Genomic DNA, 15,957 nt, shown 5'->3' on the forward strand with positions numbered 1-15,957 from the left:
GAACAGGGTGCGATCAGTCGATGTGCAGCAAGAGCGATCAACGCAGCTGTGGGGTATGGGTCAACACCCCCTGATTCTGGGCACGATGGCGCAGCAGGTGATCCATCAACACCAGCGCCAGCATGGCTTCGGCGATGGGCACGGCGCGAATGCCGACACAGGGATCGTGACGCCCCTTGGTGATCATCTCGATTGCCTCACCTTCGGTATTGATGGTCTTGCCCGGCACAGTGATGCTGGAAGTCGGTTTGAGCGCCATGCTCACCACAATATCCTGACCCGACGAGATGCCGCCCAGAATGCCACCCGCATGGTTGCTGGCAAAGCCCGCCGGGGTCATCTCGTCGCGATGCTCGGAGCCTTTTTGCTCCACCACCGCAAAGCCATCACCGATCTCCACCCCTTTCACCGCATTGATGCCCATCATGGCATGGGCAATGTCGGCGTCGAGACGATCAAACACCGGCTCACCCAGGCCCACCGGCACATTGCGCGCAATGACCTGCACCTTGGCACCGATACTGTTGCCCTCTTTTTTCAGGTCACGCATGTATTGATCCAGTTCTTCCAACTTGCCCGCATCGGGGAAGAAGAAGGGATTCTGCTCAATCTGCGCCGCGTCAAACGCCTCAGCCTTGATGGGGCCGAGCTGGGAGAGAAAACCGGTGATCTCGATGCCATGTACCTGTTTCAGGTACTTCTTGGCAATCGCCCCCGCCGCCACTCGCATCGCGGTCTCGCGTGCCGAGGAGCGACCACCGCCACGATAGTCCCGCTGGCCATACTTCTGGTGGTAGGTGTAGTCAGCATGACCCGGCCGGAACAGATCCTTGATATCGGAGTAATCCTTGGAGCGCTGATCGGTATTCTCGATGAGCAGCCCGATGGAGGTGCCGGTGGTCTTGCCCTCGAACACCCCGGAGAGGATCTTCACCTCGTCCGGCTCGCGGCGCGGCGTGGTGTAGCGGGAAGTGCCGGGCTTGCGCCGATCCAGATCCCCCTGCAGATCCGCTTCGCTGATCTCCAGCCCAGGCGGGCAACCATCGACCACGGCGCCCAGCGCCAGGCCGTGGCTCTCGCCAAAGGTGGTGACCCGAAAGAGTTGACCAAAACTGTTCCCTGCCATGCGCGCTCCTGCTTAGTTCTTGTAGATGGCGAAATGATCCTGATACTGCACCAGCTCTTCACGGGTCATCACAAAGACGCCGTGACCGCCGTTTTCGAATTCAACCCAGGTAAAGGGGATCTCGGGGAACTGGGCTTCCAGATGGATCATGCTGTTGCCTACTTCAACCACCAGCACACCGTTATCCTTGAGGAAATCGGCGGCATGGGCCAGCAGACGCTTGGTCAGCTTGAGACCATCGGAGCCGGACGCCAGCGCCAGCTCGGGCTCGTGACGGAACTCTTCCGGCAGATCCGACATGTCTTCGGAGTCCACATAGGGCGGGTTGGAGACGATGAGATCGTACTTGTCGCCCGCCGGCAGATCGCGGAACAGATCGGAGCGGATCGGAATGACCTGCTGCTCCAGCCCGTGATCGTTGATGTTGCGCTCGGCCACGTTCAGCGCATCGACGCTGATGTCGATGGCATCCACTTCCGCTTCCGGGAACTCGTGGGCCATGATGATGGCGATACAGCCGGAGCCGGTGCACAAGTCCATGATCCGGGTCGGTTCATGTTTGAGGAAGGGCGCGAAACGGTTGGCGACCATCTCGGCAATGGGGGAACGGGGAATGAGCACCCGCTCGTCCACGTAGAACTCCCAACCGGCATACCAGGCCTTGTTGGTCAGGTAGGCGGCGGGTACCCGCTCCTGTACGCGGCGGATAATCAGCTCGGCGATACGGTGACGCTCGCTGCTGGTGAGACGGGAGTGGCGCATGGCCGGGTCTACATCCGGTGGCAGATGTAACGCGGGCAGTACCAGCTGCACAGCTTCATCCCAGGCGTTGTCGGTTCCATGACCGTAAAAAATCCCGGCGTCGTTGAAACGACTCATGGCCCAACGCAACATGTCCTGGATGGTGTGCATCTCGGCAACCACCTCATCGATAAATATCTTGTCCAAATCCACCTCCAAGTCGAGTAATATCCGGCCCGAGCCCCGTTTACCTGACGGGCAAGACGCATACCTAATACATGAGCATCTGATGAAAAAAACGCCCTCACCGACAGACGAGGAAACCCTGCTGTTCCGCGATGCGATAAAAGGTACCCGGAAAATCAAGCAAGATACCATAAGGGCCGAGTTACGCCCGGTCAAGCAGAAACGCGAATTGCGCGAAACCCGCGAAAAGCTTGGGGTTGACCACTATTTCAGCGATGAGTATCAGCCCCATCTCGACGATGATGGGCCGACCCGTTACGTGCGGGAAGATGTGTCAAAATTTGAGCTGAAAAAGCTCAAGCGGGGCATTTATCCGCCGGAGATCTATCTCGATCTGCACGGCATGAACCAGCAGCAGGCAAAACAGGAGCTGGCCGCCCTGCTCACCCTCTGCCAAAAAGAAAACATTCACGTCGCCTCGGTGATGCACGGCATCGGCAAACATATTCTCAAGCAGCGCATTCCCAGCTGGCTGGCCCAGCACCCCAATGTGCGCGCCTTCCATCAGGCTCCCCGCGAATGGGGCGGCGACAGCGCCATTCTGGTGTTGCTGGATATCGAAGAGTAGAAAAAGCAGCGCACAAACTAACTCTGCCCAACCGGTCGCTTGAATCGCAATGGTGATATAAAGGAGTCAATATTGACCACCAGCATGCCGCCGTTGGGCAACTGCCACGCGAAGAAGTCATCAAATCCGGCGGTCGTTAGGGCTCGGATCACCTTGGCGACCACACCGTGCGCCACCAGCAGTATCCGCTCTCCTTTCATGGTCGAAGCAAGTTCCGTGAGTCCCTGCGAGATCCGGGCTATCACCTCATCAATGGTTTCACCACCAGGAGGAGCTTCAGCCCAGCGCCGGGTGATGTTGCGTGCCCGCAGTTCGGGATAGCGTGTTCTCGCCTCTGCCTGCGTCAGCCCCTCGAACAGGCCGACATGCCGTTCACGAAAGTCCGGAGCAAGTTCCACAGGCAAGCCCAACTGACGTGAGAAGATCGCGGCGCTCTCTCTTGTTCGCAGCAGGGGCGACGCCAGCAACCGATCGAACGGGGCCAGTGTGGTCACCATCTCATCGGCCAGTCAGCATATATGCCACGCGCCATCTTGGTTGAGCCCGATATCCAACGCCCCTTGATAGCGCCCCTCGGCGTTGGCGTGAGTCTCTCCATGGCGGATCACTATCAGCTCCATGGTGTACTCCTCTTTCTACGTGGAATATCGCAAAACTACTTCCCTTTCGGATAACGGGGATGATCGTCCTGGATCGGCAACCAGGAGAGCTGGCTGACGGTATGGATGTGATAGGTTGGTGCGACCGTTTCGGGGTTATCAAGTGAGACAATAGCCAGCGTCAGGTACTCGGGGTATTGAATGCTGCGATAGCTGAGGGTGGCGCCACAGGTTGCACAAAAGCCGCGTCGAATCGCCTCCGACGAGGCGTACTCAGTCAATACGCCGCATAGCCATTGCACCTGTTTCACCCGAAAATCCATCCAGGCGCCGACCGGAGCGCCGGTCGTGCGCTGACAATCCCGGCAGTGGCAAAAATCGGTAGCAAAGGGAGCAGCTAGCACCTTGTAGCGGATTGCACCACAATGGCAACCCCCCTCTAATATACCGTCACGAGAAATCACCATCTTGTTTACCATCCAGTCCACGTTTGAAGGCATATATTGCCAGCCTAACATCCCGTTACACTAAGTTGATTAGTGCAGAAAACCAATGAAATTTGCGATTTATCAGCGCCCGTTTCAGATAGTATTGACACAGTTCACCATTGTTCAGACAGAAGATAACCACTCTCACCTCCCATCATAACGGTTATGGGGGCTCTGATTATTCATCCCGCTGACAATATGAGATATTGCCACTCACTACTGGCCTGCGAATATAAGACAAGCTCACCCGAGCCCATATAAATCTGTTCGTCGCAGCCATATTCCACGCTATTTAATTGGAACCTGCATGATGAAGTTATTCACTCCCCTGGTGGTTGCCACGGCGATCTTCTCTTCCGTGGCGATAGCAACCCCCTCTCCCCATATCGTCGGCGCCACCCTTGGCTATGGCACCCAGTCATTCAAAGCACAAAATGGGGATCAGGCCGATGGCGGTGACAATATGACTGCCGATCTCTATTACCGTTATATGTTCAACGATTATATCGGTATCGATTCAGGAATATTGTTTGGTACCGGTGGCGTAGTCAGCGCCCTCTTCGATGCAACCCTCAATGACGTAAAAGATATCCATTACAAAGGGATCCGCTCTGCCTTGTATGCACAATTCCCGGTCTCTTCCGGCAACAGCTTTTATGCCAAACTGGGTGCCAACGCCCACAGAGTCGAATACACGATCAACAAGGAAGATCAGAGCAACTCCGGGGTCGGTTTTTATGGCGCTGCGGGTTGGCAATATCGCTTTGATTCGGGTATCGGACTCAATGCGGAGTACCAATATATCCCCATGCCTCGACTCGATGTCAAAGGGGTCAGTGTCGGTCTCAACTACCGTTTCTGATCCCGCCTGATGGGGCGACAACAGGCCGATAACGGGTAAAAAGCAGGGAGATATCTCCTCCCTGCTGCCTGCTTGTTTCCACTACCGATAGATCATGGTGATTGACCATGATCCCAACGGCAACCTTATTTGGTCACCACCACAGCCCAGGGGCCACCTTTGGCGGGATCATCCCCTTGCGTCCACCATTTGGCCTGATAGACGGCGCCCTTGTAGCTCACCTTGTTGCCCGCGGTATAGACCTTGCTGGCCTCCCAGGCAGGCTGGCCATCAATGGGCGGGTCAACCGGATCGACCGGGGCAGGATCGAGCTTGGCGACGATCCGCACTTTCGGCCAGTTGGCGTGGGAACCGTAGAAGTTGGTCACGCACTTCTCGTAATCACCCGGCACCAGCGCAGAATAAGCGGTCTGGAAGCCCACCAGCTCACACTCGAAGGAGTAACCGCCCGGGCGATCAGGATAGTACTTCCAGTTGCCATCCCAGTTGGTGTAGAGCACGTCGGTAGCGCCGTTGAGATTGAGGCTGCCATAGGGAGTCTGCTGCCAGCAGGTGTTCTTCTCATCCGCCTTGACCGGGATCTGGTAGTGGTTGGCCAGCCCTTCCCAGTAGCGGATGCGATTGACCGGCTGCCCTTTGTCCTTGTTCTGTTCACCACACTCGATACCGCCGTTGATGACGTTGATGGTGGTACCGAAGCCATAGCCGATACCGGCGTCAGCTTCCCGTTTGGAGGGTACCCAGGTGCGATCAATCACGTGCAGCATGGCCGGTTTCGGGGCCTGCGGGGTGAGGAAGAACCAGATGGCAGAAGCGAGGTTGAGCCAGGAGTCCGCCACCAGCCCCGGGTTGTTGAGCAGCACTGAGGCATCGCCATCAAACATCGCCTCGGAGAAGGCCCCGTAGTTGAAGTGGTAAGAAAGCTGCTTGGCGCCGCGGCCAAAGTAACCTTGTCCGGTACTGCAGGGCCACTTCTTGTTCTGCCAGTCGTTCTGGCCACAGCCGGTGGTATAACCGGTCTGTCCCTCTGACCAGCCCATCTCCCGCACATGCACTAGCGCCTGTTGCCACTCCTCCAGCCCCAGCGGGTTATCGGAGACGTTCTCCTTGGCAATATGGCCGCCGGTCTCCTGAGAGAAGTGGGCAAAGGCCGTCACAATGGATTTTTTACAGATCGCATCAGAATCGCGCCCGTCGTTATATTCGCCGCAGAACGCAGGAAATTTACCGATGGCCCGCAAGAAGCGGACATAGGTATATTCCGGCGCGGCCATCTTGGTTAAATATTCCCATTCAGATTGGGGAAATACCCGTTCAACCCGTTTTACGTTGTCAGGATTGCTTGCCAGACCCGGTTCAATGGCATCGACTATTTTATTTGACCGGGTGGCCAGTGCCTTGGCCCATATTGTATACATGGGGTTGGCCGTCTTGGCCTTTTCCACCGCGGCCAGATCCGGGGCCGCAATCACATATCCTCCCGCATTTTGTGGATCGGGTTGAATATTCATGGTTGCACTTATTACGGCATAGCTGGGCAATACGCAAGCGGCAGCGATCAGCCAGGCACAACGCTTGGGTTTGAACATGTTTATCGTCCTTGTTTGAATTAATGCGCTCCAAGAGTAGGTGTTCCAACAACTAAATTCACGATGAAAATTAAGAAATACGCATAATTTGTGAACCATTTCACCTTGTGATATTCAGTGCAGCTGAAACAAAGAAATAGAACCCAAACGAAAACGCCAAAGCGTGATCTTTCGCCCATTTTTAGAACAGTTGAGACGGCCAGGTGGCCTGCCATACGGTCATTGTTCGTGATGAAAAAAATGGCTGACCCGCTTCACCAGTCAGCCATCAACAATGTTCAAATAACGCTCACAAAGAGCTCGCTGTCAGGCGCGCACGGCACGGATCAGGATATTGCGCGGGGTCATGGGTTTGGCACAGAACTCCCCCACTTCGACCCGATAACCCTGCTCTTGCAAAAAGAGCGCGCGATCCAGCGCCAGCCAGATCTCGAGAGGACGGCGAAACAGATGACGCACCAGCTCCATGCGGGCGACATCACCAAAGCGACGCTCCCCGTGCTCCAACCAGGCGGGATAGTCGAGCCCGGCGGGCAGCACAATCCCTTTGCGTTCAGCAGCCCAAACGCAGAATGCCTCGAAGGTGCCGGTCAGCAGGCTCTTTTGCATATTGGGCACCGGCAGATACTCATCTATGCCACGCACCTGACGCTGCAGGCAGTCAAACCCGAGACGCCACACCACTTCCTGCTCACGCAAGCGGGCGATCCGCGCACCGCCGGTGACCGTCTCCTGTAGCGGCAACTTGAGATCCGCCTTGCTCAACACAAGCTCGCTGGCGCTGGCCGCGGCCGACAGCGGGCGATAGTGGCTGGTACGGATCAGGTGGTAACAACAGGGAGAGATAGTCACGCCGCGGGCACTGCGTTCGGCCACCCGCTCCAGCAGATGGGTGTGGAGCTCGCCGCAGGCATGGAGTGCCATAGCGTGATGTTCGGGGGCGATCAGCGCCGCCGACTCGGGGGCAAAAGCATCGGCGCAGGTAAAGGTCATATTCGCGCCATCCCGCTCGGCCAGCAGCCGACCTTCGTCACAAAGCTGCCCTTGCAACTCCAGACTGAGGATCGGAGCCTGTCGATGAAGTGACACCAGCCGCCCAAGGTGGCCCTTGCCGGCACACCACTCCAGATAGGGGCCCTGATGGGCCGGCAAACAGGCGGTGAACGCCTCGATCTGGGCCTGCTTGCGCCCCGGCATATGCAGCGCCATCTCCTTGCTGCAGCTGATGGGCTCCGGGGTAAACGGGGCAAGCTGGCTGAGTTGCTGCAGCTCGGCTCCCTCGGCAATCCAGGGGGCAAGCAGACTGCTGAGGGCGCCCATATCTGCATCGAGTTCTGCCAACTGGGCAAGGGTCAGCCCATTGAGCAGTGCCGCCAGTTCGGGCGCCTCATCGGCAAAGGCCATGGTCAGATGATGATATGGCTGATATTGCCACCAGCGTCGGTAGCGGGTGAGCAGTCGATCCAGTTGTTGAAAACGTTGAGCCAGCACGAATGCCCCTGCCTTGCAGTCAAAAAGGAGGCTCATTCTAGCGATCCCGCTTCAAATTGCACTCTCAATACCTGACGATCTGTGCCGCACAACAGCACCGCCAACCCTGTGACCCAGGGCAGACCTGACAAAGTACGGGGTTTTATGCTATATTCCGCCCCCTCTTTCACGCGCCCCGCCCAACGCGGGTCGCTTTACACTAGCTATGGGACCAACAACATGACCATCAACGCCATTCTGCAAGCGCGCGCGGGCGCCAAGTGTGAACTGTGCAGCGCCGAGCAGGCGCTGACCGCCTTCGTGGTGCCTCACTCCCCCGCCAGCGACGATGATCACAGCGTTGCTATCTGTGACACCTGCCGTGGTCAGCTGGAACAACCGGAGACCCTGGTGGTCAACCACTGGCGTTGCCTGAGTGACAGCATGTGGAGCCAGGTGCCTGCGGTGCAGGTGATGGCATGGCGCCAGCTGAAAGCTCTCTCCGGCAAGGGTGAAGTGTGGGCTCAGGATCTGCTGGACATGATGTACATGGAAGACGAAGCCAAGGCTTGGGCTGAAGCTGGTATTGCTGACGAAGATGACGACAGCGTACCGACCGTTGACTCCAACGGCGCCGTGCTGCAAGAGGGCGACTCCGTTACCCTGATCAAGGATCTGGACGTGAAAGGCGCCGGTTTCACCGCCAAGCGCGGCACCCTGGTCAAGGGCATCCGTCTGACCAACAACCCGCTTCATATCGAAGGCAAGGTCAATGGCGTGCAGATCGTACTGGTTGCTGCCTACCTGAAAAAGGCCTAAGCCTAGGGCGATTGCTCTACTGTCTGCTGCCAGAGCACAAGCACAACGAAAAAGGATGGCGTCACGCCATCCTTTTTTATACCCGCTTGCCGCAAACGGCCAACCTGAGTCCATAACAAGCCAGCCAAAGCAAAAAGGCGCATCCGAATGGACGCGCCTTGTTTACATGGCCGATGCCGTTAACCGGCAGCGGAAACGGTCACTCAGGAGGAGAGTTTGCCATCGAGCTCTGCAATTTTCGCAGACCAGTAGGCCGGACCGGTTTCGTGGATATTGTTGCCTTCGGAGTCGACCGCAACGGTCACCGGCATATCTTCCACTTCAAACTCGTAGATCGCTTCCATGCCGAGATCGGCAAAGGCCACCACGCGGGCCTTCTTGATGGCCTTGGCCACCAGATAGGCTGCGCCACCGACGGCCATCAGATAGACGGCCTTGTGCTGCTTGATGCTCTCGACGGTTTTCGGGCCGCGCTCGGATTTGCCGATCATGCCGATAAGGCCAGTCTCACCCAGCATCATGTCGGTGAACTTGTCCATCCGGGTGGAGGTGGTGGGGCCTGCCGGGCCAACTACTTCGTCACGCACCGCATCGACCGGGCCAACGTAATAGATGAAGCGGTTGGTGAAATCGACCCCTTCAGGCAGCCCTTCGCCATTTTTCAGCATGTCGGCGATACGCTTGTGGGCGGCGTCGCGACCGGTGAGGATCTTGCCGGAGAGCAGCACGGTATCACCGCTCTTCCAGCTGGCCAGCTCGGCCTTGGTGATGCCATCGACGTTGACGCGGCGCACATTACCACCCGCTTCACGGGTGATCTCCGGCCAGTCACTCAGTTTCGGCGGAGTCAGTTCGGCAGGGCCTGAACCATCCAGCTCGAAGTGAACGTGGCGGGTGGCGGCGCAGTTGGGGATCATCACCACCGGCTTGGAAGCGGCATGCGTCGGCGCAGATTTCACCTTCACATCCAGCACGGTAGTGAGGCCGCCCAGACCCTGGGCACCGATCCCCAGCTTGTTGACCTTGTCGTAGAGCTCGACCCGCAGCTTCTCTTCAGTGGTTTGCGGGCCACGGGCGATCAGCTCCTGAATGTCGATGTGCTCCATCAGGGCCTCTTTGGCCAGCACCGCCGCTTTCTCGGCGGTACCGCCGATGCCGATGCCCAGCATGCCGGGCGGGCACCAGCCTGCGCCCATGGTCGGCACGGTTTTCAGCACCCACTCGACGATATCGTCAGAGGGGTTGAGCATCACCATCTTGGATTTGTTCTCGGAGCCGCCACCTTTGGCCGCGATGCTCACTTCCACCTTGTTGCCGGGGATCATGTCGATATGCACCACGGCAGGGGCGTTGTCTTTGGTGTTTTTGCGACTGCCGGCCGGATCGGCCAGCACGGAGGCGCGCAGCGGGTTGTCAGGATTGGTGTAGGCACGACGGGTCCCTTCGTCCACCATCTCCTGCACCGTCATGTCGCTGTCCCACTGGACTTGCATGCCAATCTTGACGAAACAGGTCACGATGCCGGTGTCCTGGCAGAGCGGGCGATGACCTTCGGCGGACATGCGGGAGTTGATCAGGATCTGGGCCAGCGCATCTTTGGCGGCCGGGTTGGCCTCACGGTCATACGCCGCTTTGGCAGCCTGAACAAAATCCAACGGGTGGTAATAGGAGATGTACTGGAGGGCATCTGCGATAGAATCGATGAAATCCTGTTTTTTTATAATGCTCATATCATCCTCACTGGTCCTTGTCTCTGCCACGGAGCAGGGCAAGGGCTTCCATATGATGGGCCGTGCTGACGTGCTGGCTAAAAACTATCAACCAGCAAAAAACGAACGACACGGCAGTTTTTTCTTAAGTCACCGACACCTATGATACGCTTGCCCACCAGCACCGACTAGGGTTCGGGAACCAAACTGTTGCCTGTGTAACATAAAATGACGCCAACACTTCATATCCATCATCTAGACCATAGTGCTGAACTCCATCAGCTTTTTGCCCGCCTGCAACATCAGCCGTGGGCCATGTTGCTGGAATCGGCGGGGCCACTCGGCGCCGATAACGGCTTTGATATCATCACTGCCGATCCACTGGCGACCCTCGAAACCCGCGGCGAAGTGACCACTCTGCGTGTCGGGGCGAATATCAGCAAACACCACGAAGATCCCCTCGCCCTGCTGGCTCATACCCAGCAACAGCTGCTGGGGGAGCTGGAACTGTGCGCCACTCACCTGCCCTTTATTGGCGGCGCCCTCGGCCTGTTTGGCTATGATCTCGGCCGCCGCTTCGAACGACTGCCGGAGCAGGCCGCCGCCGATATCGCGGTGCCGGACATGGCGGTGGGCATCTACGACTGGGCGCTGCTGCGCAATGTGGCGACCGGCGACTGGCAGCTGGTGCACTGGGGGGATGAAGCGGGACTTGCCAATCGGCTGGCCTGGCTTGAACAGCAGCAGGCCAAACCGACCCCCGCTTTTGCCTTGCAGGGGTCGTGGCAGAGCAATATGAGCCGCGCCGAGTATGACGAGAAGTTTGCCCGTATTCAGGAATATCTTGCCGCAGGGGATTGCTACCAGATCAACCTGACCCAGCGTTTCAGCGCCCCCTATCAGGGGGATGAGTGGCAGGCCTATTGCCTGCTGGCAACCGCCAACAAGGCCCCTTTCTCTGCCTTTATCCGCCTGCCGGAGAGCGCGCTGCTGAGCCTCTCCCCCGAGCGGTTCCTGCTGCTTGATGACCGTCATATCGAAACCAAACCCATCAAGGGCACTCGCCCTCGCCACCCCGATCCGGCGACCGATCGACAAGTCGCGCAGGAGCTGGCGCAGGCGGACAAGGACAGATCAGAGAATCTGATGATCGTTGATCTGCTGCGCAACGATATAGGTCGGGTCAGCCGGCCGGGCTCGGTCAGCGTGCCTCATCTCTTTGCGGTGGAGTCGTTTCCGGCGGTACATCATCTGGTCTCCACCATCCACGGTGAGCTGGATGCACACTGGCAAGGGGTCGATCTGCTGCGGGCCTGTTTCCCGGGTGGCTCCATCACCGGCGCACCCAAGATCCGCGCTATGGAGATCATCGAAGAGCTGGAGCCCCAGCGCCGCAACGCCTATTGCGGCAGCATCGGCTATCTCAGCCAGCATGGCCGGATGGATACCAGCATCTGCATTCGTACCCTGATCGCCGAAGCGGGTCGCCTGCACTGCTGGGCCGGTGGCGGCATCATCGCCGACTCCGACGCCGACAGCGAATATCAGGAGACCTATGACAAGGTTGCCCGCATCCTGCCGCCCCTCTCGGCGCTGTAACCCTCCCCACTGTCAGGCCAACGCACAGGAGAGCTCCCCGCCATGGATCGCCACGAACTGCTGACCCGCTTCCAGTTGCAGCGACCCGCCCCGGCCCATCGCCTCGCCATTGGCGGGCTCAGTCCGGCGGCAGTGTTGATCCCGGTGGTGATGCGCGATGAGGGGCTCAGCGTGTTATTGACCCGGCGCAGCCCACGGCTGCGTCATCATGGGGGGCAGATCAGCTTCCCCGGCGGGCGACAGGATCCCGGCGACGAAAACCTGATTGCCACGGCGCTGCGGGAGACCGAAGAGGAGCTCGGCATTCCGGCCCGACTGATTGAAGTGATCGGCACCCTCAACCCGCTCAATACCGTGTCACGATTCGAGGTACTGCCGGTGCTGGGGCTGCTCAATGGCAACTATCCCCTCATCCTTAGTCCGGATGAGGTGGATCACGCCTTCGAAGTGCCGCTGACCCATCTGCTGGATCGGCGCAACCACATCCCCCTGACCCTTTACAGGGGGGGGAAAGCACACACCATCTACTGGATCCCCTGGCAACAGCACTTTATCTGGGGGGCCACCGCCAGCATGATTAACCAGCTAGCCCAGCATCTCGCAAAATAACAATTTACCTACATTTGTCTGAGCGAGATTTAATCATTAACACTAAAATAACGTGCCAATTGATAAACAATAATTGAATTTTTCTTGTTTTGATCACATTTCCATAAGAAAGTGCGGTTTTTCGTGCCGTAAAGATGAATTTGATCAACATTTTTGATTAGAAAAACCGTATCCTTGCGCCGACTTAATAAGAACCACACATTCGGGGTGAGATAGATGTCAAACACAGTCACTGGCACGCAGGGAGTTGCGGCGTCAACAGAGCAAGGGATCAGCTCTACTCAAACCACTCGTTGGGAAAAACGCGACTCTACCTGGGTCATCAGTCTGTTCGGGACCGCGGTTGGCGCGGGGATCCTGTTCCTGCCGATCAACGCGGGTATGGGCGGTTTCTGGCCGCTGGTCGTCATGGCGCTGCTGGTAGGTCCCATGACCTATCTGGCCCACCGTGGCCTGGCCCGCTTCGTGCTCTCCTCCAAAAAGCCAAATGCAGACATCACCGAAGTGGTGGAAGAGCACTTTGGCGTGGGTGCTGGTAAATTAATCACCCTGCTCTACTTCTTCGCCATCTACCCCATCGTGCTGATCTACGGCGTGGGTATCACCAACACCGTCGAAAGCTTTATGGTCAACCAGCTGCAGATGAGTGCCCCGCCGCGCTGGATCCTCTCCATCGTGCTGATCATGGGCATGATGTCGGTGATGCTGGCCGGTGAAAAGCTGATGCTGAAAGTGACCGAGCTGCTGGTTTATCCGCTGATCGCCATTCTGGCCGGAATCTCCCTCTACCTGATCCCGGACTGGACCGGCGCGGCGCTGGAGCAAGTGCCCTCTGCCAAGGATTTCGCCACTACCCTGTGGCTGACCATCCCGGTACTGGTCTTCTCCTTCAACCACAGCCCGGCCATCTCCAGCTTCTCTCTGGCCCAGCGCCGCGACCACGGTGATCAGGCTGTCGAGAAAGCCGATGCCATCCTCAAGCGTACCGCCATGGTGCTGCTGGGCTTCGTGATGTTCTTCGTCTTCTCCTGCGTTATGAGCCTGACACCGGCCCAGCTGGCAGAAGCCAAGGCTCAGAACATCGCCGTGCTCTCCTATCTGGCTAACCAGCATGCCAGCCCCATCATCTCCTACTTCGGTCCGTTGGTTGCGTTCGTAGCCATTGTCTCCTCCTTCTTCGGCCACTATCTGGGTGCCCGTGAAGGTCTGAAAGGGATGATCGTGCAGAACATGCGCAAGTCAGGCAAAGAGCCGAACGCCAAGAAAGTCGAGATGTTCATCATCGCCTTCTTCATCCTGACCCTGTGGGGCACTGCCATTGCCAACCCTTCCATCCTGGGCATGATTGAATCCTTGGGCGGCCCGATCATCGCTACCATCCTGTTCATCATGCCGATGTACGCCATCAAGCGCGTACCGGCCATGGCGAAGTATCAGGGTCATATCAGCAACGTCTTCGTAACCGTGATGGGTCTGACCGCTATCTCCGCCATCCTCTATCAGCTGGTCGGTTAATCCCTCACCTGCCACTGATAGCAAAAAGCCAGCCGAACACTCGGCTGGCTTTTTTATCTCTGCAATCTGTGCATCCGCGATTGCCCTGCTACTCTCCTCACCTTGTTGGATATCTGCATGCTCACCAGCACCATGACTGAGCACGTCGGGTATCAACATGACCCCTCATGCCCGCAGCTCAGTATCGCCAACACGTTTACTCCCCCTCACCAAACCATGATGGCGTGTCTGATAGGACGGGTTCATCTGCCGCAGCCAGCCACCTCCATTCTTCTTTGGTGCTGTGATGCTGTGATTGTCCTGAAGATCTGGGGTCAGCCATAGCAATCGGCTGTTAGCAGAACAGACAAAAATGTGTAACGCACAACAGAAGGAGGAAGCACAACTCCAAGGGATAAAGATAAGGCAGCGCCCTGGACAAGGTCGACAGAGTGTCCGGCACATCAGCCAAAGAGCCTGCTTAAAGAGGAAAAGAGAGCAAATCCGGCAATAAAAAGCGCCCTCCGAAGAGGGCGCAAGTGTGTTGCGAAACTGACCGTTGCGAGATCAGGCTTCGCGGCTCGGTACCGGAGCCACATCCAGCAGGGTTTCATCTTCGGCCATGCAAGCAGCGGCGGTGAACAGCACGTCGGTGGAGCTGTTCAGCGCTGTCTCGGCAGAATCCTGCAACACGCCGATGATAAAGCCGACGGCCACCACCTGCATGGCGATGTCGTTGCTGATACCAAACAGGCTACAGGCCAGCGGGATCAGCAGCAAAGAGCCACCGGCGACACCGGACGCGCCACAGGCACTGACGGTGGCAACCACGGAGAGCAGCACGGCCGTTGCCATGTCCACTTCCATCCCCAGGGTATGTACCGCCGCCATGGCAAGCACAGTGATGGTGATGGCCGCACCCGCCATGTTGATGGTGGCACCCAGCGGGATGGAGACCGCGTAGGTATCTTTGGGCAGGCGCAGTTTTTCACACAGCGCCATGTTGACCGGAATGTTGGCGGCAGAGCTGCGGGTAAAGAAGGCGGTAACGCCGCTCTCTTTGAGGCAAGTCAGCACCAGCGGATAGGGGTTGCGCTTGATCTTCCAGAACACGATCAGCGGGTTGACCACAAAGGCGATAAACAGCATGCAGCCGATCAGCACCACCAGCAGTTGAGCATAGCCAAACAGGGCATCGAAGCCGGTCTCTGCCAGCGTGGAGGCAACCAGACCCAGGATCCCGAGCGGGGCACAGCGGATCACCGCTTTCACGATGGCGGAGACACCGTGAGACAGGTCAGTGATCAGCGCCTTGGTGCTCTCGTTGGCATGGCGCATGGCGATACCCAGACCGATGGCCCACGCCAAGATCCCGATATAGTTGGCATCCATCAACGCCTTGACCGGGTTGGTCACTACATTGAACAACAAGGTCTGCAGCACCTCGGTGATCCCGCCTGGCGGGGTGATCTCGGCAGTATTGGCCACCAGATGGAGGTTGGAGGGGAACAGGAAGCTGGCAATCACCGCGACCACGGCCGCAGAGAAAGTACCAAACAGGTAGAGCGCCAGCAGCGGGCGAATATTGGTCTTCTGGCCCTGCTTGTGACCAATGATGGCCGCCATCACCAGTACGAATACCAGCAGCGGGGCTACCGCTTTCAGTGCACCAACGAACAGACTGCCGAGCAGACCTGCCGTTTTTGCCCACTCGGGCGCAAACAGTGCCAGCAAGATACCGAATACCAGACCAACCAGGATCTGGCTGACCAGACTGGTGCTATTGACCAGCCGAAGGAGGGGGTGTTGTTGTGTCATCAAAAAAGTCCCTAAGCACCGTAGTGCATGAATCATGAGTCCTGTCTGCAACCACTCATCGGGAGACCCCTGTCGCCCGAATGTAGTGTCTGTGGCCAGCCTTCTGTCGGGCCGATCCGCCAGTCACCGGATTGCATGACGGAATATCCCATTCGCCATCTTTTTTTTCCAGAGACTCACCAAAAAATATCCCGTTTCCATCACAAAAAACCGCAACAAA

Annotated in this window: 13 protein-coding genes and 1 pseudogene; 6 read left to right on the forward strand and 8 right to left on the reverse strand. The window is 57.7% G+C overall.

What is annotated here, in order from left to right; translation table 11 throughout:
- Positions 1-37: 37 nt before the first annotated feature.
- On the reverse strand, positions 38-1,126 hold the full coding sequence (gene aroC, locus G5195_RS02740; protein WP_021230156.1) for a chorismate synthase: 1,089 nt from the start codon (positions 1,124-1,126) through the stop codon (positions 38-40).
- A gap of 12 nt (positions 1,127-1,138) precedes the next feature.
- Positions 1,139-2,074 carry a 50S ribosomal protein L3 N(5)-glutamine methyltransferase gene (prmB, locus tag G5195_RS02745; protein WP_266135036.1) on the reverse strand — a complete coding sequence of 312 codons (936 nt, stop codon included), beginning with the start codon at positions 2,072-2,074 and terminating at the stop codon, positions 1,139-1,141.
- Between the two features lie 82 nt (positions 2,075-2,156).
- On the opposite strand from prmB, the gene smrB reads away from it, so the two are divergent.
- Positions 2,157-2,681, forward strand: coding sequence for an endonuclease SmrB (smrB, locus tag G5195_RS02750; protein ID WP_005333198.1), 525 nt, complete (start codon positions 2,157-2,159; stop codon positions 2,679-2,681).
- Between the two features lie 17 nt (positions 2,682-2,698).
- Here smrB and G5195_RS02755 read toward each other — a convergent pair.
- Positions 2,699-3,301 (reverse strand): annotated as a pseudogene (locus G5195_RS02755) (histidine phosphatase family protein).
- Between the two features lie 35 nt (positions 3,302-3,336).
- Positions 3,337-3,747 carry a GFA family protein gene (locus G5195_RS02760; protein WP_421223426.1) on the reverse strand — a complete coding sequence of 137 codons (411 nt, stop codon included), beginning with the start codon at positions 3,745-3,747 and terminating at the stop codon, positions 3,337-3,339.
- 328 nt (positions 3,748-4,075) lie between these two features.
- Here G5195_RS02760 and G5195_RS02765 point away from each other — a divergent pair, with 328 nt between their 5' ends.
- Positions 4,076-4,630, forward strand: a complete 555-nt coding sequence (locus G5195_RS02765; protein ID WP_227342831.1) for a porin family protein — start codon at positions 4,076-4,078, stop codon at positions 4,628-4,630.
- Positions 4,631-4,755: 125 nt separating this feature from the next.
- Here the strand turns inward: G5195_RS02765 and G5195_RS02770 are convergent, their stop codons facing one another.
- Positions 4,756-6,219 carry a chitinase gene (locus G5195_RS02770; RefSeq protein WP_421223424.1) on the reverse strand — a complete coding sequence of 488 codons (1,464 nt, stop codon included), beginning with the start codon at positions 6,217-6,219 and terminating at the stop codon, positions 4,756-4,758.
- 306 nt (positions 6,220-6,525) lie between these two features.
- Positions 6,526-7,746: a methyltransferase gene (locus G5195_RS02775; protein WP_421223422.1), complete on the reverse strand. Its 1,221-nt coding sequence runs from the start codon at positions 7,744-7,746 to the stop codon at positions 6,526-6,528.
- A gap of 183 nt (positions 7,747-7,929) precedes the next feature.
- On the opposite strand from G5195_RS02775, the gene G5195_RS02780 reads away from it, so the two are divergent.
- Positions 7,930-8,508: a PhnA domain-containing protein gene (locus tag G5195_RS02780; RefSeq protein WP_421223421.1), complete on the forward strand. Its 579-nt coding sequence runs from the start codon at positions 7,930-7,932 to the stop codon at positions 8,506-8,508.
- A gap of 203 nt (positions 8,509-8,711) precedes the next feature.
- On the opposite strand, the gene G5195_RS02785 is transcribed toward G5195_RS02780, so the two are convergent.
- Positions 8,712-10,238 (reverse strand): fumarate hydratase, encoded by a 1,527-nt coding sequence (locus G5195_RS02785; protein ID WP_005351759.1) that lies wholly within the window; start codon positions 10,236-10,238, stop codon positions 8,712-8,714.
- Positions 10,239-10,532: 294 nt separating this feature from the next.
- Here G5195_RS02785 and pabB point away from each other — a divergent pair, with 294 nt between their 5' ends.
- The 3 genes from pabB to G5195_RS02800 all read left to right on the forward strand — a co-directional run bounded on the left by pabB (position 10,533) and on the right by G5195_RS02800 (position 13,940).
- Complete coding sequence (gene pabB, locus G5195_RS02790; protein WP_421223419.1) at positions 10,533-11,816, forward strand: aminodeoxychorismate synthase component I; 1,284 nt, start codon at positions 10,533-10,535, stop codon at positions 11,814-11,816.
- Positions 11,817-11,858: 42 nt separating this feature from the next.
- Positions 11,859-12,425, forward strand: coding sequence for a CoA pyrophosphatase (locus tag G5195_RS02795; RefSeq protein ID WP_139407623.1), 567 nt, complete (start codon positions 11,859-11,861; stop codon positions 12,423-12,425).
- A 216-nt stretch (positions 12,426-12,641) separates the two neighbouring features.
- Entirely contained in the window at positions 12,642-13,940 is a 1,299-nt protein-coding gene (locus tag G5195_RS02800; RefSeq protein ID WP_164536753.1) for a serine/threonine transporter, read from the forward strand.
- A 546-nt stretch (positions 13,941-14,486) separates the two neighbouring features.
- On the opposite strand, the gene sstT is transcribed toward G5195_RS02800, so the two are convergent.
- A complete protein-coding gene (sstT, locus tag G5195_RS02805) occupies positions 14,487-15,737 on the reverse strand; it encodes a serine/threonine transporter SstT (RefSeq protein WP_005345324.1) in 1,251 nt (416 codons plus the stop codon).
- Positions 15,738-15,957 lie beyond the last annotated feature (220 nt).

The organism is Aeromonas sp. 601039 (assembly GCF_049174415.1).
Taxonomy (GTDB): domain Bacteria; phylum Pseudomonadota; class Gammaproteobacteria; order Enterobacterales; family Aeromonadaceae; genus Aeromonas; species Aeromonas veronii_A.

Bases quoted from the DNA above. Each gene is read 5' to 3' on its own strand.
- G5195_RS02760 (WP_421223426.1), bottom strand. From the start codon at position 3,747: ATGGTGATTTCTCGTGACGGTATATTAGAGGGGGGTTGCCATTGTGGT.
- G5195_RS02800 (WP_164536753.1), top strand. From the start codon at position 12,642: ATGTCAAACACAGTCACTGGCACGCAGGGAGTTGCGGCGTCAACAGAG.
- smrB (WP_005333198.1), top strand. From the start codon at position 2,157: ATGAAAAAAACGCCCTCACCGACAGACGAGGAAACCCTGCTGTTCCGC.
- G5195_RS02770 (WP_421223424.1), bottom strand. From the start codon at position 6,219: ATGTTCAAACCCAAGCGTTGTGCCTGGCTGATCGCTGCCGCTTGCGTA.
- G5195_RS02785 (WP_005351759.1), bottom strand. From the start codon at position 10,238: ATGAGCATTATAAAAAAACAGGATTTCATCGATTCTATCGCAGATGCC.
- G5195_RS02795 (WP_139407623.1), top strand. From the start codon at position 11,859: ATGGATCGCCACGAACTGCTGACCCGCTTCCAGTTGCAGCGACCCGCC.
- G5195_RS02765 (WP_227342831.1), top strand. From the start codon at position 4,076: ATGATGAAGTTATTCACTCCCCTGGTGGTTGCCACGGCGATCTTCTCT.
- pabB (WP_421223419.1), top strand. From the start codon at position 10,533: ATGTTGCTGGAATCGGCGGGGCCACTCGGCGCCGATAACGGCTTTGAT.
- aroC (WP_021230156.1), bottom strand. From the start codon at position 1,126: ATGGCAGGGAACAGTTTTGGTCAACTCTTTCGGGTCACCACCTTTGGC.
- G5195_RS02780 (WP_421223421.1), top strand. From the start codon at position 7,930: ATGACCATCAACGCCATTCTGCAAGCGCGCGCGGGCGCCAAGTGTGAA.
- sstT (WP_005345324.1), bottom strand. From the start codon at position 15,737: ATGACACAACAACACCCCCTCCTTCGGCTGGTCAATAGCACCAGTCTG.
- G5195_RS02775 (WP_421223422.1), bottom strand. From the start codon at position 7,746: ATGAGCCTCCTTTTTGACTGCAAGGCAGGGGCATTCGTGCTGGCTCAA.